Source organism: Ancylobacter sp. (assembly GCF_965279025.1).
Classification (GTDB): Bacteria; Pseudomonadota; Alphaproteobacteria; order Rhizobiales; family Xanthobacteraceae; genus Ancylobacter.
Genome location: NZ_OZ257132.1, coordinates 3,218,762 through 3,236,458, shown reverse-complemented (window position 1 = coordinate 3,236,458; position 17,697 = coordinate 3,218,762). Strand labels below are relative to the sequence as shown.

The window sequence follows — 17,697 nt, the reverse complement described above, 5'->3', positions numbered from 1 at the left end:
ACCACATGCTCCTCATGGCGCCGGCCCCGTCACCTCGGTCTGGCCCGCCGACGTGCGGGCGAAGCGGCCGGGGCGGTACATATCCTCGACGATGGCGGGCGGGTGGGCGTAGCGCCCGGGCGAGACGGCGCGCACGATATAGGCGACGCGCAGCAGCTCCGGCTCCTCCGAACCCTGCGTGCGATCAAAAGCGGCGGCGAAGAAGGCGTCGCGGAACTCGGCATGCGCCGGCGACGTCGTCTCGCCCAGCCAGGCCAGCGCGCCGACATCGGACCCCACCGCCAGCGACGGGTTGTCGATCTCCAGCCCGGCCGGCAGATGGTCGACGAGCAGCACATGGCTCTGCGCCGCCTCCATCTCCTGCGCCTCCAGCACCACGACGAAACGCTGGTTCTGCGCCACCTTGGCGGGGTCGGCGGGCACGCCTTCCAGCGTGAAGTAGCTGCGCGTCAGCGAGAAGCCGTTCGCCGCCGCCGGCTCCGGCGCCACCGGCGGGCCGTCGATGGAGACAGCGACATCCAGCGGCGCGGTGCCGCGATTGGTGAGCACGATCGGCCGTGCCAGCTCCTCCCGAGACAAGGTGCGCTCATAGAGCCCGGTATGGGCGGTGCCGTCGACATCCACCGCGATGCCGCGCCCCTCGCGCAGCGCGCGGGCGGCGAGCAGCAGCCAGGCATCTTCCTGCGTCGAAGTCGGGCCGGCATCGATGAAGGCGGTGGCCACGCGCTGGCGGGCGGTGCGCGCCGTACCGGTGAAGCCGGCCTCGGAGGCGAGCGTCGCGACGCCTGCCGCGTCGCGCAGGATCGAGCCGAAATCCGGCCGGCCGGAGGTAAGCGTCTCGGATGCGTCCGGCAGGATTTCCAGCGCCGCGCCGAACACCTTCTCCGCCCGCCCCTTGTCGCCCAGCATGGCGAGCGAGGCGGCGAGCTGGCCGCGCGCGAAGGGGCTCTTCACCTCGTCGAGCTTGGCGTCCGTGACATAGCGCAGGTCGCCCAGCGGCGCCCGCCCGTTTCGCGCGAGCACATAGATGGCATAGGCCGTGCCGTCGTCGGTGGCGCCGTCGCTGGCATAGGCCAGCGCGTTGCGCAGCCGGTCGAGCGCCATGGTGAAGGGCTGTTCCGGCACGGCATGGCCGCGCTCACGGGCGCGGGTGAGGAAATCGCTCACATAGGCGTCGAGCCACAGATCATTGCCGCCGGCGTCCCACAGGCCGAAGGAACCGTCCGAGCCCTGCCGGGCGATCAGCCGGGCAATGGCGTTGCGGACGGTCTCGGCCGGGTTCTTGGTCAGCCGGAAACGCGCCGGCGGCCCGAACTCGCTGAGATAGAGCAGCGGCAGCGCCTGGCTGGTCAGCTGCTCGGAGCAGGCGAAGGGGTAGCGGTCGAGCGCCCCGATCAGCGCCGGCACGTCGAAGGCCGGGTCGAGCCCGGCGGAAACGCTCACCGCACCACGGCCCGGCACAAGATCGGCGACAAGGTCGGCGCTCAGCGTCAGCGCCGCCCCCGGCGCCAGCGTTTCGACGCTGCGGCGGGAAATGGCGGGATAGGCCGGCCGCACATTCAGCGCATAGTCGCGCACGATGGCGAGCCCACCCGGGCCCGACAGCCGCACCGAGACCTTCGCCGCGCCGATGCCGGTGCCATCCAGCTGCACGGCGAAGCTCTGCCGCGCGCCCTTGGCGAGCGGCACCGTCTTCGGCGCGCTCGCCATTTTCACCGGGCCGTCCGTCACCAGCTCCAGCGCATAGTCGCCCGCTTCGCCATCCACATTGTCCAGCGAGAGATTGAGCGTCGAGCGGTCGCCGGAGGCGAGGAAGCGCGGCAGGGTGGCGGTGATCACCACCGGGTCGCGGATCACCACATCGGCCTGCGCATGCCCCACGGCGGCGCCGGACCACGCCACCGCCATCAGCCGGCCGGTGCCGTCGAAGGGCGGCAGCACGAAGTCGATCGTTCCCCTGCCCTGCGCATCGAGCTTCACCAGTCCGGAGAACAGGGCAAGCGGCGGCTGCGTCGGCGGCTCGGCCTGCAGCCCGGCATCCATGGCGTCGCCACCCGAGCGCAGGCGCCCCCGGCTGCCCAGCATGCCGTCGATGAGCTGGCCGTAGAAGTCGCGCACCTGCGTGCCCAGCGCCCGCTGGCCGAGATAGAAGCCATCCGGGTCGGGCGCCTTGAAGCCGGTGAGGTTGAGAATGCCGACATCGACAAGGGCAAGCGTCACATAGGCCTCGCTTTGCCCGGCCCCCGTCACCTGCACCGGCACGGAAAGCGTCGTCTCCGGCCGCGCCAGCTGCGGCGCGTCGAGCTTCACCGCCAGCACGCGCGCGGCACGGTCGACACCGAACCAGGCAAGGCCGATGGCCCGGCCGGGGTTGCGGCTCGCCGCCACGTCCAGCGGCCGGTGCAGGAAGGCCAGCGCATAGGCGCCGGGGCCCCATTCCGGCGCCACGGTGAACGAGACGGCGCTGTCCCCGGCCTTCACGTCGAGGGTGTTGGAGGCGAGCACGCCGTCGCCGACGATGAGCACCGTTGCCGAGCCGGCATAGCGGCTGGTGAGGTTCACCTTCAGCGTGTCGCCGGCGGCGTATTGTGCCTTGTCGAGGCCCACCTCCAGCCGGTCCGGCGCGTCGGCGGTCGCGCCGCCACCCCAGCCGGCATCGAAGGAAACCGCGGTGGCGCGCGTGCCGTCGGTCACCTCCAGCCGGTAGCGCCCCCAGCCCACCGGCACGCTGAGCCGCGCCGGCGCCTCGGCCGCGAGGTCAAGCGCGCCATCCGCGACCTTGGCGATCGATTCGACCGGCTCGAAGTCCCAATTGCCGTTGAGGCGATACCATTGATAGCGCGTCTCGATGCGGTAGAGCGCCCATTGCGCGCCCTTCAGCGCCACCGGCTGGCCGGCGGCGTCAAAGCCCTGCACCTCGAAGCCGGCATTGGCGTTCTCGCCCGGGCCCGCCTTGTCGAACAGTGGCTTCACGCCGATGCCGTCACCGGTCGGGCGCACCGGCAGCACGAGCGAGCGGCGCACCGCGCGCCCACCGCCCTCATTGAGTGCGACGAAGATTTCCGCCTCGAGCGGGCGGGCGGTCGCCGGCAGCGCGGGCAGCAGCACCGACAGGCTCGCCTTGCCCTGCGGGTCGGTCACCGGCGCATCCGCCAGCGGCTGGCGCACCGGGGTGAAGCCGTCATCGGCGCGCCCGAAGCGCCAGCCCGGCAGGCCCGGGCGGGCGTCCGCGACACGCACCTCGACCTCGGCCTGAATGTCGAGCCCGGCCGCCGGCGGGCCGAACAGCCAGCGCCCGTCAGCCGCCACGGTTACGGAGGCGTTCGCGGCAAGGAAGGTCGCGGTGGTGGAAAGGTCGAGCGCGAGGCGCTCGGGCACATAGTCTTCCAGCAGGAAGGTGGTGGAACCCACCGGCGCGCCGCGCGGGTCGACATAGGCCTCGACCCGCCAGGTGCCGGTCATGGCATCGCCCATCAGCGGATAGGTCAGCGTGCGGCCGCCCGCCCCCTGGTCGTCGGCCAGCACGCGGCGCTCCTCAACGCCATCGGGGCGCTTGAAGATCACCGTCAGCGGCGCGCTGGCCGCCATCACCTGCGGATTGCGCAGCAGCGCGGTGACATGCACCTCTTCGCCGGAGCGATAGACACCGCGCTCCGTGGTGACGAAGGCGTCGAAACGCTCGGGCGCCGCGCGTCCGCCGACGCCGCGATCCGTGAGGTCGAAGGCCTGATCGTCCAGCGAGAGGAAGGCATAGTCGCCCTCCTTCGCCTGCGCCACGATCACCGCCGGCGCGAACCCGTCGGTGCCGCGCATCAGCCCGGCATCGAAGACGGCGGTGCCGGTGGCGTCGGTGCGGGCGGTGGCCAGCACGTCGTTGGACTTGGCGAGGAGGCGCAGTTCGGTACCCGCCAAGGGCTGCGCGTTGCCGAGCCCACGCACCAGCACGGTGAGTCCATTGCTGCCGGAGAGCGCGGTGAGGCCGAGATCGGAGACCACGAACCACTGCGTGGAGCGCGTGCCCCACTCGTCGTTCGGGTTGGACGCGTCGCCGGCCGGGCGGGCCGCCAGCACATAGACGCCGGGTGCCAGCGTCTTCACCGCCTCGTCGACGGGAAACGAGGTGGTGACATCCTCGTTCAGCGGCGAGGCGGTCTCCAGCTCGCCGGAAAAGACCAGTTCGGCCTTGCTGCTCTTGAGTTCCTGCAGATCGTAGCCGGCCAGGTCCCGGCGGAAATTGCCGTCGAGGGCGGTCGGGATCAGGCTGCGGTCGCCGATGCGGTAGAGCTCGACGCCGACCCGGCTCGTATTGACGGAGACAACCGGAATCCCGCGAGGGCCGGTGCTGGGCAGCACATAGTTGCGGCCGCTGAAGCGCACGCCGGGCTTGCGGTCGCGGACATAGATGGTGAGTTCGGCATTGGCGCGCAGAGGCTCGGCGGCGATGGACGACGGCAGGCCCTCGCGCAGCTTCACATCATAGCTTTCGCCATGCTTCAGCCCCTCGACGCAGAGCTGGCTGTCCTCCGCCGTCACCGCCGGCTTGTCGACCGGCCCACCGGGGCCGCTCAGCGTCACATAGGACGAATAATCCTTGCCGCCCTTCACCAGGGGCTCGGAGAATTGCACGCAGATGCGCGGATTGGTGGCATCCGAATCGACGCTGTAGTCGAGGATGCGGAAGCCGCGTTCCTCGCGCAGCTTGTCGTAGAAGGCGCGCTGTTCGGGCACGTCGGCATAGCCGAGCGCCGTGGCGAAGGTGTCGAGCGCCGGGCGCCAGAGCGAGCGCTGGTCATAGAGATGGCCGATGGCGAACAGCGCCTCCGCCTGCGCCACGCGCGTCGTCGCCGCCCGATAGGCCAGGAAGGCGGCGGCCTGCGCACGCTCCAGTAAGGTGTCGGCGCTCTCATTGTCGTTCGGCTTGATGCGGGAAAGCGCGCGCGACAGGCGCTGCCACAGCCCGGCATCGGCGGGGTTCGCCTGCGCCAGTTTTCCATACAGGCCGGCAGCGGTGCGCGCGTCGCCGGCGGCGAGCGCGGCATCGGCGTCCTTGCGCAGCTGGGCGGCGGGTTTCGGCAGCGGCGCGCGTTCACGCTGCAGCAGCGCCTGCAGGCGCCGCGCGGCCTCGACAAGCTCTTGCGGGGCATAGGTTTTCGGCAGAGCGTCGGGCGCCGGCTTGGCGGCAGTCGCTGCAGTCTGTTTTGCAGCAGCGCCCGCAGCGGGTTTTGCAGCCGGCGTGGCAGCAGCGGGCTTGGGCGCCTGCGCGCCTGCCGGGGCAATGAGCACGGCGGCAAGAATCGCCACGGCAGCCCCGTGTCCGAGCCATGAAAAGGCCGAAGTAAACGGGTTCATGGCACCTGCTCCGTGACTGACTGCCTGTTTGATGACGCGACGATAGGCCGAATTCGGCCACGTCGCCATGACGATGCGCAGTCGCTGCGGCAGCCCGCGCGGCGGCACGGATGTCACACTGCCGAGGATTGCCGCGCCGCCGCCATTGAATCGGCGCCTGCGCTTAGGTATACGGGCCGTCATCCATTCGGGGGCCTGCGACGCGGGAGCGCCGGGCGAACCCATTCAACCGTGGCCGGACGCGGCCGCCGAGACCAGAGGCCTTTCATGTCGACCACGTTCGAGACCGTTGCCAACATCATTGCCGAAACGTGCGACATCCCGCGCGAGAACATCACGCCGGAAAGCCATGCCATCGACGATCTCGGCATCGACAGCCTGGACTTCCTCGATATCGCCTTCGCCATCGACAAGGCTTTCGGCATCAAGCTGCCGCTGGAAAGCTGGACGCAGGAAGTCAACGAAGGCAAGGCCACGACCGAGCAGTACTTCGTCCTCAAGAATCTCTGCGCGCGTATCGACGAACTGATCGCTGCCAAGTCCGCCTGACCGGCGGAAGGACGTTGTACAAGCGGGACAGGTGATGCGCCTCGAATATTTCCAGATGATCGACAAGGTGGTCGAGCTCGATCTCGACGCTCGCACCTTGAAGACCGCCAACACCGTCCCGTGCGAAAGCCCGATCTTCGAGGGCCATTTCCCCGGCCATCCGCTGCTGCCCGGGGTGCTGCTTTTCGAGATCATGGCGCAGAGCTGCGGCATGCTGCTGCTGCGGCTGCATAATTATGACCGCATGGCGTTTCTCGCCTCGGTCGACAAGGGCAAGCTGCGTACCTTCGTGACGCCGGGCCAGGTGATCGACGTGTTCGCGCGGCTGGAGCATGACGGCTCCGGCTACGCCCGGCTGAAGGCCGAGGGGCGCGTCGACGGCAAGCTCGTCTGCAATGCCGACGTAACGCTGAAGACCATGCCCTTCCCGGCCCCGGAGCTGCGCGGCTATCTGCTCTCCACCGCCGAGCGCATCGGCATGCCCATGGGCGAGGCCGTCCTCGACACGGCGGAGCGCGCAGGAAATCTCACGCATGTCTAATCGTCGCGACGTCTGGATCACCGGCATCGGGCTTGTTTCCTCGCTCGGTGAAGGGCCGGAAGCCCATTGGCACGCCCTGTCTTCCGGCGCGCGCCCGGTGATCGACGAGACGGGCTTCGCGCCCTATGTCGTGCACCCGCTCGCCACGATCAGCTTTGATGCGCAGATCCCCAAGAAGGGTGACCAGCGGCAGATGGAGCCGTGGCAGCGCATCGGCACCTATGCCGCCGGCCTTGCGCTCGATTCGGCCGGCATCAAGGGCAACAAGGACATTCTCGGCACCACCGACATGGTGGTGGCGGCGGGCGGCGGCGAGCGCGACCAGTCGGTCGACGGCGCTATCCTTACCGATATCGAGAAGCAGACGAACCCCGAGGTCTTCCTCAACGAGCAACTCCAGTCGAACCTGCGCCCGACGCTGTTCCTGGCCCAGCTCTCCAATCTTCTCGCCGGCAACATCTCCATCGTGCACGGCGTCACCGGCTCCTCGCGCACCTTCATGGGCGAGGAGAGCTCGGGCACCGATGCGGTGCGCATCGGCTGGTCGCGCATTGCCGCCGGCACCAGCGAGATCGCGCTGGTGGGCGGTGCCTACAATGCCGAGCGCCGCGACATGCTGCTGCTCTTCGCGCTGAAGCGCCTGGCCATGCACGCCCCCTGGGCACCGGTGCTGGCGGAGCCGAAGGGTGTGCCTACCGGTTCGGCGGGTGCCTTCCTCGTGCTGGAATCGCCCGAGCACGCGACAGCGCGCGGCGCCAAGCCCATCGCCAAGCTGTCCGGCGTCTGGTCCGAACGGGCCCGGCGCAACGAGCCCGGCGCCGTCGAGGCGGTGCTGGAAGAACTTTTGAAGACCGCCGAGGCCGGCACCACGGATGAGACCGCCGTGTTCTCCGCCGCCTCCGGCGCACCGGAGCCGACCCAGGCGGAAGCTGCCGTGCTGGCCCGATCGGGCCTGCCCGTGCGCTCGGTGACCGATCGCGTCGGCCATGGGCTGGAAGCGCAGATGCCGGTCGCGCTCGCACTGGCCACGCTCTGCATCGCCGAGGGCAAGCTGTTCGCGCCGCTTGCCGGCGAAACGCTGGAAAAGCCTTTCGATGGCCCGCTTTCCCGTGCCATCGTCACCGCAGTGGGGCATTGGCGTGGGGAAGGCGTCGCGCTGGTCGAGCGCGCCGGCTGACCCACCACGCGGAAGCACGCCGCTTCCGAGGAGCAGATCATGGCTTCCTATACCGACAAGGCCGGCCGGCCGATCGTCGTCGTCACCGGCATGGGGCTCGTCACCTCGCTCGGCCAGGGCAAGCAGGACAACTGGGCGAAGCTGACATCCGGCACGTCCGGTATTCACCGCATCACCCGTTTCCCGATCGACGCGATGCGAACCACCATTGCCGGCACGGTCGACTACCTGCCCAAGAGCAAGAGCACCGCGCCGGACCTCTCCGAGGAGCTGGCGACTCTGGCGGCGGACGAGGCGATTTCCGAATCCGGCATCGGCACGCGCGGCAGCTTTCCCGGCCCGCTGTTCTGCGCCGTGCCGCCGATCGAGCTGGAATGGCCGCAGCGTCGTATCCTCGCGCAGGAAGCGGCTGCCAACGCGCCGGTTTCCTACGATGACCTGCTGCGCGCCGCCGAGGCCAATGGCCACGACGCCTGGCACGAACGTTTCCTCTACGGCTCCATCGCCGACCACCTCGCCGACCGCTTCGGCACGCGCGGGCAGCCGATCTCGCTGTCCACCGCCTGTGCCTCCGGCAACACGTCCATCCAGCTTGGCGTCGAGGCGATCCGGCGCGGCGACTGCGATGCCGCGCTCTCCATCGCCACCGACGGCTCGGTGACGGCGGAGGCACTGATCCGCTTCTCCCTGCTCTCCGCTTTGTCGACAAATAACGACGTGCCGGAAGCCGCTTCCCGCCCCTTCGCCAAGAATCGCGACGGCTTCATCATTGCCGAAGGCGCCGGCGCGCTGGTGCTGGAAAGCCTTGAGCACGCGCTGGCGCGCGGGGCGCGGATCCTCGGCGTGGTCGAGGGCGTCGGCGAGATGGCCGACAGCTTCCACCGCACGCGGTCGTCCCCCGACGCCAAGCCGGTCATCGGCTGCATGCGCCGGGCGCTGTCCGATGCGGGTGTGGAGCCGGAAGCCATCGACTACATCAACGCCCACGGCACTTCGACGCCGGAAAACGACCGCATGGAGTTCACCGGCATGAGCGCCGTCTTCGGCGAGCGGCTGGCGGGCATCCCGATTTCGTCCAACAAGTCGATGATCGGGCATACGCTGACGGCGGCGGGCGCCATCGAGGCGGTAATCTCGCTGATGACCATCGCCAATGGCCGCATTCCGCCGACCATCAATTACGAGCTGCCTGATCCGGCCATTCCGCTCGACGTGGTGCCGAATGTGGCGCGCGACGCGACGGTAACGCGTGTGATGTCGAACTCCTTCGGTTTCGGCGGCCAGAATGTCTGCCTCATCCTGACCGGCGAACCCGCGTGACCCAGCGCGTTCTCGTCACCGGCGGCGGGCGCGGCGTCGGCGCGGCCATTGTCCGCATACTGGCGCTGGCCGGTTTCGAGGTCGTCTTCACCGTGCGCACGGCAGAGGCCGAGGCGCAGGCGCTGATCGCCGAGATTACCGCCGCGAAGCCGGACGCCCGGGTCGAGGCGCGCGCGCTCGATCTCGCCGACAAGGCAGCGGTCGAGGCCTTCGCCGCCGTCCTCGCCGAGGAGCCGACCTATTTCGGCTTCGTCCACAATGCCGGCATGAGCTACGACACGCTGGCCGCGCTAGTCGACCAGAACCGCGCCGAGCAGCTCATGCAGGTGAATTACTGGTCCTTCGTGAAGCTGGTCGGCGCGCTGGTGCGGCCGATGACCCGCGCCCGTGCCGGGCGGATCGTCGCCATCGGCTCCATTGCCGCCGATGTCGCCAATGCCGGCAACGCCATCTATGCCGGCTCCAAGGCGGCGCTGGCGGGCTATTGCCGCACGCTGGCCATCGAGAGCGCCCGGCGGGGGGTAACGGTCAACGTCGTGGCGCCCGGCTTCGTCGACACGGCCATGCTGGCGCCCTATGCCGCCTACCGCGCCAATGTCGAGAAGCAGATCCCCGCCGGCCGCTTCGCCGCGCCGGAGGATGTCGCCTCGGTGGTGTCGTTCCTGCTCTCCCCCGGCGCCGCCTATGTCACCGGCGCGACCCTGCCGGTCGATGGCGGGCTCACCGCCGCACTAGCCATCCAGCGCTGATTTCGGTATCCACCCTCATCCTTTTGCGGACGGCATCCAGCCGCCCCCCATCCGCCCTTTTGGCGTAGGGCGGGGCACAGAGTGCCGCCGACATCTGTCCGGAGTTGTTCATGCGCGCGCTTCAGCTGGTCTCCGACCGCGAACTCATCCTCACCGACCTGCCCGCCCCCGGCGCGCCGGAGCCCGGCGAGGTGCAGGTGAGCGTGAAGGCGCTGGCGCTGAACCATATCGATGTCTGGGGCTGGCGGGGCATGGCCTTCGCCAAGCGCAAGATGCCTCTGGTGGTGGGCGCCGAGGCGGTGGGCGAGGTCACCGCCATCGGCGAAGGCGTCACCCGCTTCAAGCCGGGCTCCAAGGTCGCCATGTATGGCGCGCTGACCTGCGGCCAGTGCAAGATGTGCCGGCAGGGCCGCGACAATCTCTGCGAGGAGGTCGCCGGCGTCATGGGCTTCCATGTCGACGGCTTCGCCCGCGACCAGCTCAACATCAAGGAACGCCTGTGCGTGCCGATCCCGGATGGCATTTCCTGGACTGACGCCGCCACCGCGCCCGTCACCTTCTCCACCGTCGAGCACATGCTGTTCGACAACGCCAAGCTGGAGCCGGGCGAGACCATTCTGGTCCACGCCGCCGGCTCCGGCATCGGCACGGTGGCGATCCGCATGGCGAAGGAAATCGGCTGCACCGTCATCACCACGGCGGGCGACGACGAGAAATGCGCCAAGGCCACCGCCCTCGGTGCCGACCACGTCATCAACTACAAGACCGACCGCTTCGAGCACGAGGTCCGCAAGATCACCAAGAAGAAAGGCGTCGACGTCGTGTTCGAGCATGTCGGCGCCGAGACGTGGAACGGCTCGCTGCTCTCCATGAAGCCCGGCGCGCGCCTCGTCACCTGCGGGTCGACGTCGGGCGTGTCGGTGAGCATGAACCTGATGCAGCTGTTCCAGCGCCAGTATCGCATCATCGGCTCCTTCGGCGCGCCGATCCGCGCCATTGCCGACGGGCTGAAGCGCATGGAGCGCGGCGTGCGGCCGGTGATCGATTCCGAGTTCCCGCTCGCGCAGTTCGGCGCCGGGCTGGAGCGGCTGGAAACGCGCCGCGTGTTCGGCAAGGTCGTCATCACCTTCTGACGCGGGAGCCAGGACCGAAGCAACCGCCGATGGCCGCGCCCCGCCCCTGGACCACGCGCCTGCGCGACGCCGCCCTTTCGGCCGGCGTGTGGACGCTGGCGCGCGCCATGCGCCTGCAGCCGCCGCGCTTCGCCTCCTGGGCGGGCGGATTCTGGGCGCGCAAGATCGGGCCGCGGACATCGATCCACCGCACCACGCTGAAGAATCTGCGCCTCGCCTACCCCGAGAAGACCGAGGCCGAGCGCGAGGCGATCGCGCTGGGCATGTGGGACAATCTCGGCCGCATGGGCGGAGAGTTCGTCCATCTCGACCGCATCTGGCAGTACAATATGTGGGAGCCGGCCAAGAGCCGGATCGAGACCACCGGCGTGTCCAACTTCGTCGCCATGCGGGTGGACGGCAAGCCGGCCCTCGTCTTCACCGCGCATCTGGCGAATTGGGAACTGCCGGCCATCGCCGCCGCCGCGCAGGGGCTCGACAGTGCGGTGCTGTTCCGCGCGCCGGACAATTCCTTCTTCGCCGACCTGCTGTTCGAGGCCCGCAGCCGGGTAATGGGCAACCTCGTCGCCGCCTCGCATGTCGCGGTGTTCGAGCTCGCCGCCGTGCTCGACCAGGGCAAGCATCTCGGCATTCTGGTCGACCAGGCGCGGAAGGGCGGGCCGGTGGTGCAGTTCTTCGGCCAGCCCTGCTCGTCCAACCCCACCATCGCCCGCCTCGCCCGGCTCTATGAGTGCCCGGTGCACGGGGTACGGGTGATCCGCCTGCCGGAAGGCCGCTTCCGCATCCAGTGCACCCCCGCCCTCGACCTGCCGCGCGACGCCAAGGGCAAGATCGACGTCGACGGCTCCATGCAGATGATCACCTCGGTGGTGGAAGGCTGGGTGCGCGAATATCCCGAGCAATGGACCTGGTTCTACAAGCGCTGGCGGATGTAGCCCCGCGCAGGCGCTGGGAAGCACGTTCCCAGTCATTCGGCGGCCGAAGGTCGCTCCGGGATCCCACGGCGCCCAGCCGGGCTGACGGCTCCCAATCCCCCTCCATGCTGAGGTGCCGGGCACAGCCCCGCTGCGAAGTACGCGAGCCCTGTGCGTGACGACCATCCCTCGCGGCGCGCTGTGCTCGCACCTCACGCTGACGGCGCACCAAGGCGCAAATGCAGGGAGAGCAACGGCCACGGCACCCCGCCCCAACAAAAAGGCCGGGCGCTGGGCCCGGCCTTTCGTATCAGCTGGAAACGTTGCTCGCCCAGGGCTCACTTGCCGCGCTTGAAATCGCTCCAGGTGCGGGTGACGACGCGCTGGACCTTCTGCGGATAGGTGGTGACGGTGAACAGCTTGTCCTGCGTCTCCTTGTCCGGGTAGATCGCCGGGTTGTCGAGAATCGCCTTGTCGATGAACTTCTGCGATTCGAGATTGCCGTTGGCGTAGGAGATGTAGTTGGAGTTCTTCGCCGCCACTTCCGGCTTCATCATATAGTTGATGAAGGCCAGCGCCTCCTCGGGGTGCGGGGCATCCTTCGGGATGGCGAAGTTGTCGAACCACATGAGCGCACCTTCCTTGGGAATGATGTACTCGATGTTGACCGCCTTCTTGCCGGTCTTCTCGGCGGCTTCCTCGGCGCGGGCCTTGGCCTGGAACACGTCGCCCGACCAGCCGAGCGCGATGCAGATGTCGCCGCCGGCCAGCGCATTGATGTAGCCCGAACTGTCGAACTTCTTCACGAATTTGCGGATCGGCGCCATCATCTTGCCGGCCGCCTCGATGTCCTTCGGGTCCTTGGAATTCGGATCCATGCCCATGTAGCGCAGGGCGGTGGGGATCACCTCTTCCGGGCCGTCCAGCAAATAGACGCCGCAATCCTTCAGCTTGCCGAGGATTTCCGGCTTGAAGATGATGTCCCAGCTGTTGAGCGGGATGTCGCCGAGGCGCTCCTTCACCTTGTCGACGTTCAGGCCGATGCCGGTGGTGCCCCACATGTAGTTCACGGCATATTCGTTGCCGGGATCATAGACGGCCAGGCGCTCGGAAATCAGCGGCCAGGCATATTGCAGGTTCGGCAGCTTGGACTTGTCGAGCTTGAGGAACACGCCGGCCTGGATCTGCCGCTGCAGGAAGGAGCCGGTCGGCACCACCACGTCATAGCCGGTCTTGCCGCCGAGGAGCTTGGTCTCAAGCACTTCGTTCGAGTCGAAGACGTCGTACCGGACCTTGATGCCGGTTTCCTTGGTGAACTCCGCCAGCACCGACTCGTCGATATAGTCGGACCAGTTGTAGACGTTCACGACCTTTTCCTGGGCCGACGCCGGCACGATGGCCAGCGCGCTCAAGAGGCCTGCCGCGATTGTCGTAAGGAGGCGGGACATCCTATTCTCCTCGGGAGGTGGGTTGTTGCGTGGAGCGAGAGCCACATGGCGCCAAGGCTAGAGCGTCGAACGTTTCTGCTCAAGCCATGAGCCTGCATAGAAACTCGGCCTTGCCTACAAATAAGTCTCATATTCGAGCGGGTTGATCCGCCGCTCGAAGGCGTGCAGTTCCGCCTCCTTCATGATGGCGAAAACGCGCTGGTATTCGGCACCGAAGGCGCGGGCCACGAAGTCCGACTGCCCGAAGGCCCGGATGGCGTCGCCCATGTCATAGGACAGATGCGGCGCGCCCTGCTCATAGGCATTGCCGGTCAGCGGAGCGGGGGGCTCCAGGTCGCGCTCGATGCCCTCCAGCATGCCGGCGAGAATGGCCGCCAGCACGAGATGGGGATGGGCATCGGCGCCGGCGATGCGGTGTTCCAGCCGGCGCGCCTTGGGCGGCCCGTTCGGCACCCGCACGGCGACGGCGCGGTTGTCATAGCCCCAGGAGATACTGGTGGGCGCGTAGCTGCCGGGCACCAGGCGGCGGAAGCCATTATAGCTCGGCACATAGAGCACGGCGGTGTCGGCCATGGTCTCCAAAAGGCCCGCCGCGCCCTGGCGCAGCAGCCGCTCGCCCGCCTCGCCGGCGCCGAAGGCGTTGTTGCCGGCGCTATCTGTCAGGCTCACATGCACATGCATGCCCGATCCGGCGAAATCGAGGAACGGCTTGGCCATGAAGCTGGCGCGCACGCCACGCTTGCGGGCCACGCCGTCGATCAGCCGGCGCAGCAATATGGCATCATCCGCCGCCGCCATCGGGTCGCGCCGGTGATAAAGGTTCACCTCATACTGGCCGGGCGCCGCCTCGGAAATAACCGTGTCGGCCGGCAGACCCTGTATGCGGGCGGCCTCGCGCACATCGTGGAGCAGCGGCGCATAGGCGTCGAGGTCGGACATGGAGTACATGTTCTGCCGTGCCGGCCCGCTCGACGAGGCCGGGAAGACCGGCTCGGGCACGCCGTTCGGCCCGGGCGCCGGCTTGAGCAGATAGAATTCCAGTTCGAAGGCGACGCAGGGAGTGAGCCCCCGCGCGGCGAGGCGCTGCACCTGCGCCTCCAGCTTGTGGCGCGGGTCGAGGTCCCAGGGCCGCTCGCCGCCCCGCCCGTCCGGCTCATACATGGAGAGCATCACCTGCGCCGCCGGGCGCGGCGACCACGGCACCGGGGTGAGTGTACCCGCCACCGGACGGCAGATGCCGTCACGGTCGCCGGTCTCGATATGGATGCCGGTCTCCTCGACCTCGCGGCCCCATATGTCGAGGCCGAAGATGGACAGCGGAATGGCGACACCATCGCCCCAGATCTTGGCCCCGGCGCCGCCGGGAATCCATTTGCCGCGCAGAATGCCATGCGTGTCGGGCAGCAGAACCTCGACGATCTCGGGGGCGCCATGGGCGGCGACATAGGCACCGAAGGCGTCGATCTGCGGGACGGTTTCGCGTGCAGCGGCCGTGGCGTCGTCCACGGCTTGGGGCAATGGCATGATCCACCTGGTAAAAGTCGATAGGTAATTCTGGTCACGGCACGGGCGACCGGGTCAAGCCCCACACGCGCCGACGGCAGTAGTGCCACGGCGGATGGCTTGACGCACGCGAAATGTGATCACATTGTGCGTCGCAAATTCCGTCCCCCCTCGCGAGTGCACGTCATGTCCCACACCCTCTCCACTGCCGAGCTTCGTGCGCTCGATGCCGCCCATCACCTGCACCCCTTCAGCGACATGAAATCGCTGAATGCGGAAGGCTCCCGCATTGTGGTCAAGGCGGAGGGCGTCTGGCTGACCGATTCGGAAGGCAACCGCATCCTCGACGGCATGTCGGGTCTGTGGTGCGTGAATGTCGGCTATGGGCGGGAGGAAATCGTCGAGGCTGTTGCCGCCCAGCTGCGCGAGCTGCCCTATTACAACACCTTCTTCAAGACCACCCACCGGCCGGCCATCGAGCTGGCCGCCAAGCTCGCCGAGCTGACCCCGCCGCAGTTCAACCGGGTGTTCTTCACCGGCTCGGGCTCGGAATCCAACGACACGGTGATCAAGCTGGTCCGCCGCTTCTTCCAGATCAAGGAGAAGCCGGAGAAGAAGATCATCATCTCGCGCCGCAACGCCTATCACGGCTCCACCGTCGCCGCCGGCAGCCTGGGCGGCATGGCGCCGATGCACGGCCAGAGTGCGCCGATCCCCGACGTGATGCACATCGCCCAGCCCTATTTCTGGGGCGAGGCGCGCCAGGGCGAGACCCCGGACGAGTTCGGCCTGCGCACCGCCCGCGCGCTGGAAGCCACCATCGACGCCATGGGCGAGGACCGCATCGCCGCCTTCATCGCCGAGCCGATCCAGGGCGCCGGCGGGGTCATCATCCCGCCCGCCACCTATTGGCCCGAGATCGCCCGCATCTGCCGCGAGCGCGACATCCTGTTCATCTCCGACGAGGTGATCTGCGGCTTCGGGCGCACCGGCAACTGGTTCGGCTGCGAGAGCTTCGGCACCGAGCCGGACATTCTCGTCATGGCCAAGGGGATCACCTCCGGCTACATGCCGCTCGGCGGCGTCATGGTGGCGGACCGCGTGGCGGAGGTGCTGCTGGAAGGCGGCGACTTCAACCATGGCTACACCTATTCCGGCCACCCCGCCGCCTGCGCCGCCGCGCTGGCCAACCTCGCCATCATGCAGCGCGAGGACCTTGTCGGGCGCGTCGCCAACGATGTCGGCCCCTATCTCCAGGCGCGCTGGAGCGCGCTGGCCGAACACCCGCTGGTGGGCGAGGCGCCGATGATGGGGCTCGTCGGCGCGCTGGAGCTGACGCCGGACAAGACCGGCCGCACTAAGTTCGCCGATGTCGGCAAGGTCGGCACGCTGGCGCGCGACTTCTCGTTCAAGAACGGGCTGGTGATGCGCGCCGTGCGCGACCGGCTCATCATCGCCCCGCCGCTGGTCATCTCGCATGAGGAGTGCGACGAGCTGGTGGCCCGCACCCGCAGGACGCTGGACGAGACCCATGCCGAGCTGAAGCGCTGGGGCTGGGTGCGGTAGACACCGGGCGCCTTGCCGGCGGAAACGTGCTTATATCGCCCGCAGGCAGAACACGCACGAGCCCGACATGAATGCCGTGACCTCGATCCCGGAAGGACCGGGCGTCAGCCCCGCCCGCACCGCCGCGCTGCGGGCGGAGGCGGAAGCGCTCTATCTCGGCACCCGCCCGAAGACGCGCGCCGCCGCCGAGGCCGCCGCGCATCTGCTCGACGGCGTGCCCATGCACTGGATGGTCGACTGGTCGACCCCGGTGCCGCTCGTCATCGCCGAGGCTGACGGCGCCCGGCTTGTCGATGTCGACGGCCATTCCTATGACGACTTCTGCCTTGGCGACACCGCCTCGCTGTTCGGGCACGGTCCGGCGCCGGTGGCGGAGGCGCTGGCCCGTCAGGCCAGGGCCGGCCTCGCCACCATGCTGCCGAGCCCGGATGCGGCGATCGTCGGCGACCTTCTGAGCGCGCGCTTCGGCCTGCCCTTCTGGCAGGTTGCCACCACCGCGACCGACGCCAACCGCTTCGCCCTGCGCGCCGCCCGCGCCGCCACCGGGCGCCCCCGCATCCTCGTCTTTGACGGGGCCTATCACGGGGCGGTGGACGAGACCTTCGTCGAGATCGGGCCGGACGGGCGGGTGGGAAACCGGCCGGCAGTGATGGGCGAGCCGCGCGATCTCTCCAAGCTCACCCGCGTCGTCCCGTTCAACGACCTCGACGCGCTGGAGACAGCGCTGGCCGACCGCACGGTGGCCTGCGTCATCGCCGAGCCTGTCATGACCAATTGCGCCATGGTGCTGCCCCAGCCCGGCTTTCACGAGGGCCTGCGCGAGATCACCCGCCGGCATGGCACGCTGCTGCTGATCGACGAGACCCACACCCTCTCCACCGGCCCGGGCGGCTACACCCGCGCACACGGCCTCCAGCCAGACATGTTCGTGGCCGGCAAGGCGGTGGCGGGCGGCATTCCGGCGGCTGTCTGGGGTATGAACGCAGAGGTCGCCGAGCGCTTCCGCACCGCCCGCATCAATCGGCCGGACGGCCATTCCGGCATGGGCACCACGCTATCGGGTAGCCCGCTGCAGCTCGCCGCGCTGCGTGCCACGCTCGAACACGTCGCCACCGACGCCGCCTATGCGCAGATGGATCGCCTCGCCGACCGCATGGAGACGGGCCTTGCGGACGTGCTGGCGCAGGCACGGTTGCCCTGGCATGTCGCGCGCTGCGGGGCACGGGTGGAGGTGGTGCGCGCGCCGTTCCCCCTCACCGATGGACGGCAGGCCAAGAGCGCGCATTACCCCGCGCTGGAGGCGACGACCCATCTCGCGCTGCTGGTGCGCGGGGTGCTGATCTCACCCTTCCACGACATGATGCTGGCCTCCCCCGCCACGTCCGACGCACAGGTCGAACGGCTCATCGAGGCGACGGCGCAGGTCGTGGGGCGGCTCACCGAATAAG

The 17,697-nt window shown here is 68.7% G+C and carries 12 protein-coding genes; 9 read left to right on the top strand and 3 right to left on the bottom strand.

Annotation, left to right across the window (positions count from 1 at the left end; all coding sequences use genetic code 11):
• Nucleotides 1-12 precede the first annotated feature (12 nt).
• Complete coding sequence (locus ACQY76_RS14925; RefSeq protein WP_428029524.1) at nucleotides 13-5,349, bottom strand: alpha-2-macroglobulin family protein; 5,337 nt, start codon at nucleotides 5,347-5,349, stop codon at nucleotides 13-15.
• 267 nt (nucleotides 5,350-5,616) lie between these two features.
• Between ACQY76_RS14925 and ACQY76_RS14920 the strand changes: the two genes are divergently transcribed.
• The 7 genes from ACQY76_RS14920 to ACQY76_RS14890 all read left to right on the top strand — a co-directional run bounded on the left by ACQY76_RS14920 (nucleotide 5,617) and on the right by ACQY76_RS14890 (nucleotide 11,753).
• Nucleotides 5,617-5,898 (top strand): acyl carrier protein, encoded by a 282-nt coding sequence (locus ACQY76_RS14920; RefSeq protein WP_018390121.1) that lies wholly within the window; start codon nucleotides 5,617-5,619, stop codon nucleotides 5,896-5,898.
• A 34-nt stretch (nucleotides 5,899-5,932) separates the two neighbouring features.
• On the top strand, nucleotides 5,933-6,439 hold the full coding sequence (locus ACQY76_RS14915; protein ID WP_428029523.1) for a 3-hydroxyacyl-ACP dehydratase FabZ family protein: 507 nt from the start codon (nucleotides 5,933-5,935) through the stop codon (nucleotides 6,437-6,439).
• A complete protein-coding gene (locus tag ACQY76_RS14910) occupies nucleotides 6,432-7,616 on the top strand; it encodes a beta-ketoacyl-ACP synthase (RefSeq protein ID WP_428029522.1) in 1,185 nt (394 codons plus the stop codon). The genes ACQY76_RS14915 and ACQY76_RS14910 overlap by 8 nt, the downstream gene beginning before the upstream one ends.
• Before the next feature lie 39 nt (nucleotides 7,617-7,655).
• The gene (locus ACQY76_RS14905) at nucleotides 7,656-8,936 is read left to right on the top strand and encodes a beta-ketoacyl-ACP synthase (RefSeq protein ID WP_428029521.1); all 1,281 of its coding nucleotides are present in this window, start codon (nucleotides 7,656-7,658) and stop codon (nucleotides 8,934-8,936) included.
• On the top strand, nucleotides 8,906-9,685 hold the full coding sequence (locus tag ACQY76_RS14900; protein ID WP_428033019.1) for an SDR family oxidoreductase: 780 nt from the start codon (nucleotides 8,906-8,908) through the stop codon (nucleotides 9,683-9,685). Before ACQY76_RS14905 ends, ACQY76_RS14900 begins: the two co-directional genes overlap by 31 nt.
• A gap of 110 nt (nucleotides 9,686-9,795) precedes the next feature.
• Complete coding sequence (locus tag ACQY76_RS14895) at nucleotides 9,796-10,818, top strand: zinc-binding dehydrogenase (protein ID WP_428029520.1); 1,023 nt, start codon at nucleotides 9,796-9,798, stop codon at nucleotides 10,816-10,818.
• Between the two features lie 29 nt (nucleotides 10,819-10,847).
• The gene (locus ACQY76_RS14890) at nucleotides 10,848-11,753 is read left to right on the top strand and encodes a lipid A biosynthesis lauroyl acyltransferase (RefSeq protein ID WP_428029519.1); all 906 of its coding nucleotides are present in this window, start codon (nucleotides 10,848-10,850) and stop codon (nucleotides 11,751-11,753) included.
• 317 nt (nucleotides 11,754-12,070) lie between these two features.
• Here ACQY76_RS14890 and ACQY76_RS14885 read toward each other — a convergent pair whose 3' ends face one another.
• Nucleotides 12,071-13,180 (bottom strand): polyamine ABC transporter substrate-binding protein, encoded by a 1,110-nt coding sequence (locus ACQY76_RS14885; protein WP_428029518.1) that lies wholly within the window; start codon nucleotides 13,178-13,180, stop codon nucleotides 12,071-12,073.
• A 114-nt stretch (nucleotides 13,181-13,294) separates the two neighbouring features.
• Nucleotides 13,295-14,698, bottom strand: a complete 1,404-nt coding sequence (locus ACQY76_RS14880) for a glutamine synthetase family protein (protein WP_428029517.1) — start codon at nucleotides 14,696-14,698, stop codon at nucleotides 13,295-13,297.
• Between the two features lie 171 nt (nucleotides 14,699-14,869).
• Between ACQY76_RS14880 and ACQY76_RS14875 the strand changes: the two genes are divergently transcribed.
• Both ACQY76_RS14875 and ACQY76_RS14870 read left to right on the top strand, forming a co-directional pair.
• Nucleotides 14,870-16,249 (top strand): aspartate aminotransferase family protein, encoded by a 1,380-nt coding sequence (locus ACQY76_RS14875; protein WP_428029516.1) that lies wholly within the window; start codon nucleotides 14,870-14,872, stop codon nucleotides 16,247-16,249.
• A gap of 67 nt (nucleotides 16,250-16,316) precedes the next feature.
• A complete protein-coding gene (locus ACQY76_RS14870) occupies nucleotides 16,317-17,696 on the top strand; it encodes a transaminase (RefSeq protein WP_428029515.1) in 1,380 nt (459 codons plus the stop codon).
• Nucleotide 17,697: the final 1 nt, after the last annotated feature.

Excerpts from the sequence above, each read along its gene's own strand:
- ACQY76_RS14925 (WP_428029524.1), bottom strand. The coding sequence starts at position 5,349 with ATGAACCCGTTTACTTCGGCCTTTTCATGGCTCGGACACGGGGCTGCC.
- ACQY76_RS14920 (WP_018390121.1), top strand. The coding sequence starts at position 5,617 with ATGTCGACCACGTTCGAGACCGTTGCCAACATCATTGCCGAAACGTGC.
- ACQY76_RS14915 (WP_428029523.1), top strand. The coding sequence starts at position 5,933 with ATGCGCCTCGAATATTTCCAGATGATCGACAAGGTGGTCGAGCTCGAT.
- ACQY76_RS14910 (WP_428029522.1), top strand. The coding sequence starts at position 6,432 with ATGTCTAATCGTCGCGACGTCTGGATCACCGGCATCGGGCTTGTTTCC.
- ACQY76_RS14905 (WP_428029521.1), top strand. The coding sequence starts at position 7,656 with ATGGCTTCCTATACCGACAAGGCCGGCCGGCCGATCGTCGTCGTCACC.
- ACQY76_RS14895 (WP_428029520.1), top strand. The coding sequence starts at position 9,796 with ATGCGCGCGCTTCAGCTGGTCTCCGACCGCGAACTCATCCTCACCGAC.
- ACQY76_RS14890 (WP_428029519.1), top strand. The coding sequence starts at position 10,848 with ATGGCCGCGCCCCGCCCCTGGACCACGCGCCTGCGCGACGCCGCCCTT.
- ACQY76_RS14885 (WP_428029518.1), bottom strand. The coding sequence starts at position 13,180 with ATGTCCCGCCTCCTTACGACAATCGCGGCAGGCCTCTTGAGCGCGCTG.
- ACQY76_RS14875 (WP_428029516.1), top strand. The coding sequence starts at position 14,870 with ATGTCCCACACCCTCTCCACTGCCGAGCTTCGTGCGCTCGATGCCGCC.
- ACQY76_RS14870 (WP_428029515.1), top strand. The coding sequence starts at position 16,317 with ATGAATGCCGTGACCTCGATCCCGGAAGGACCGGGCGTCAGCCCCGCC.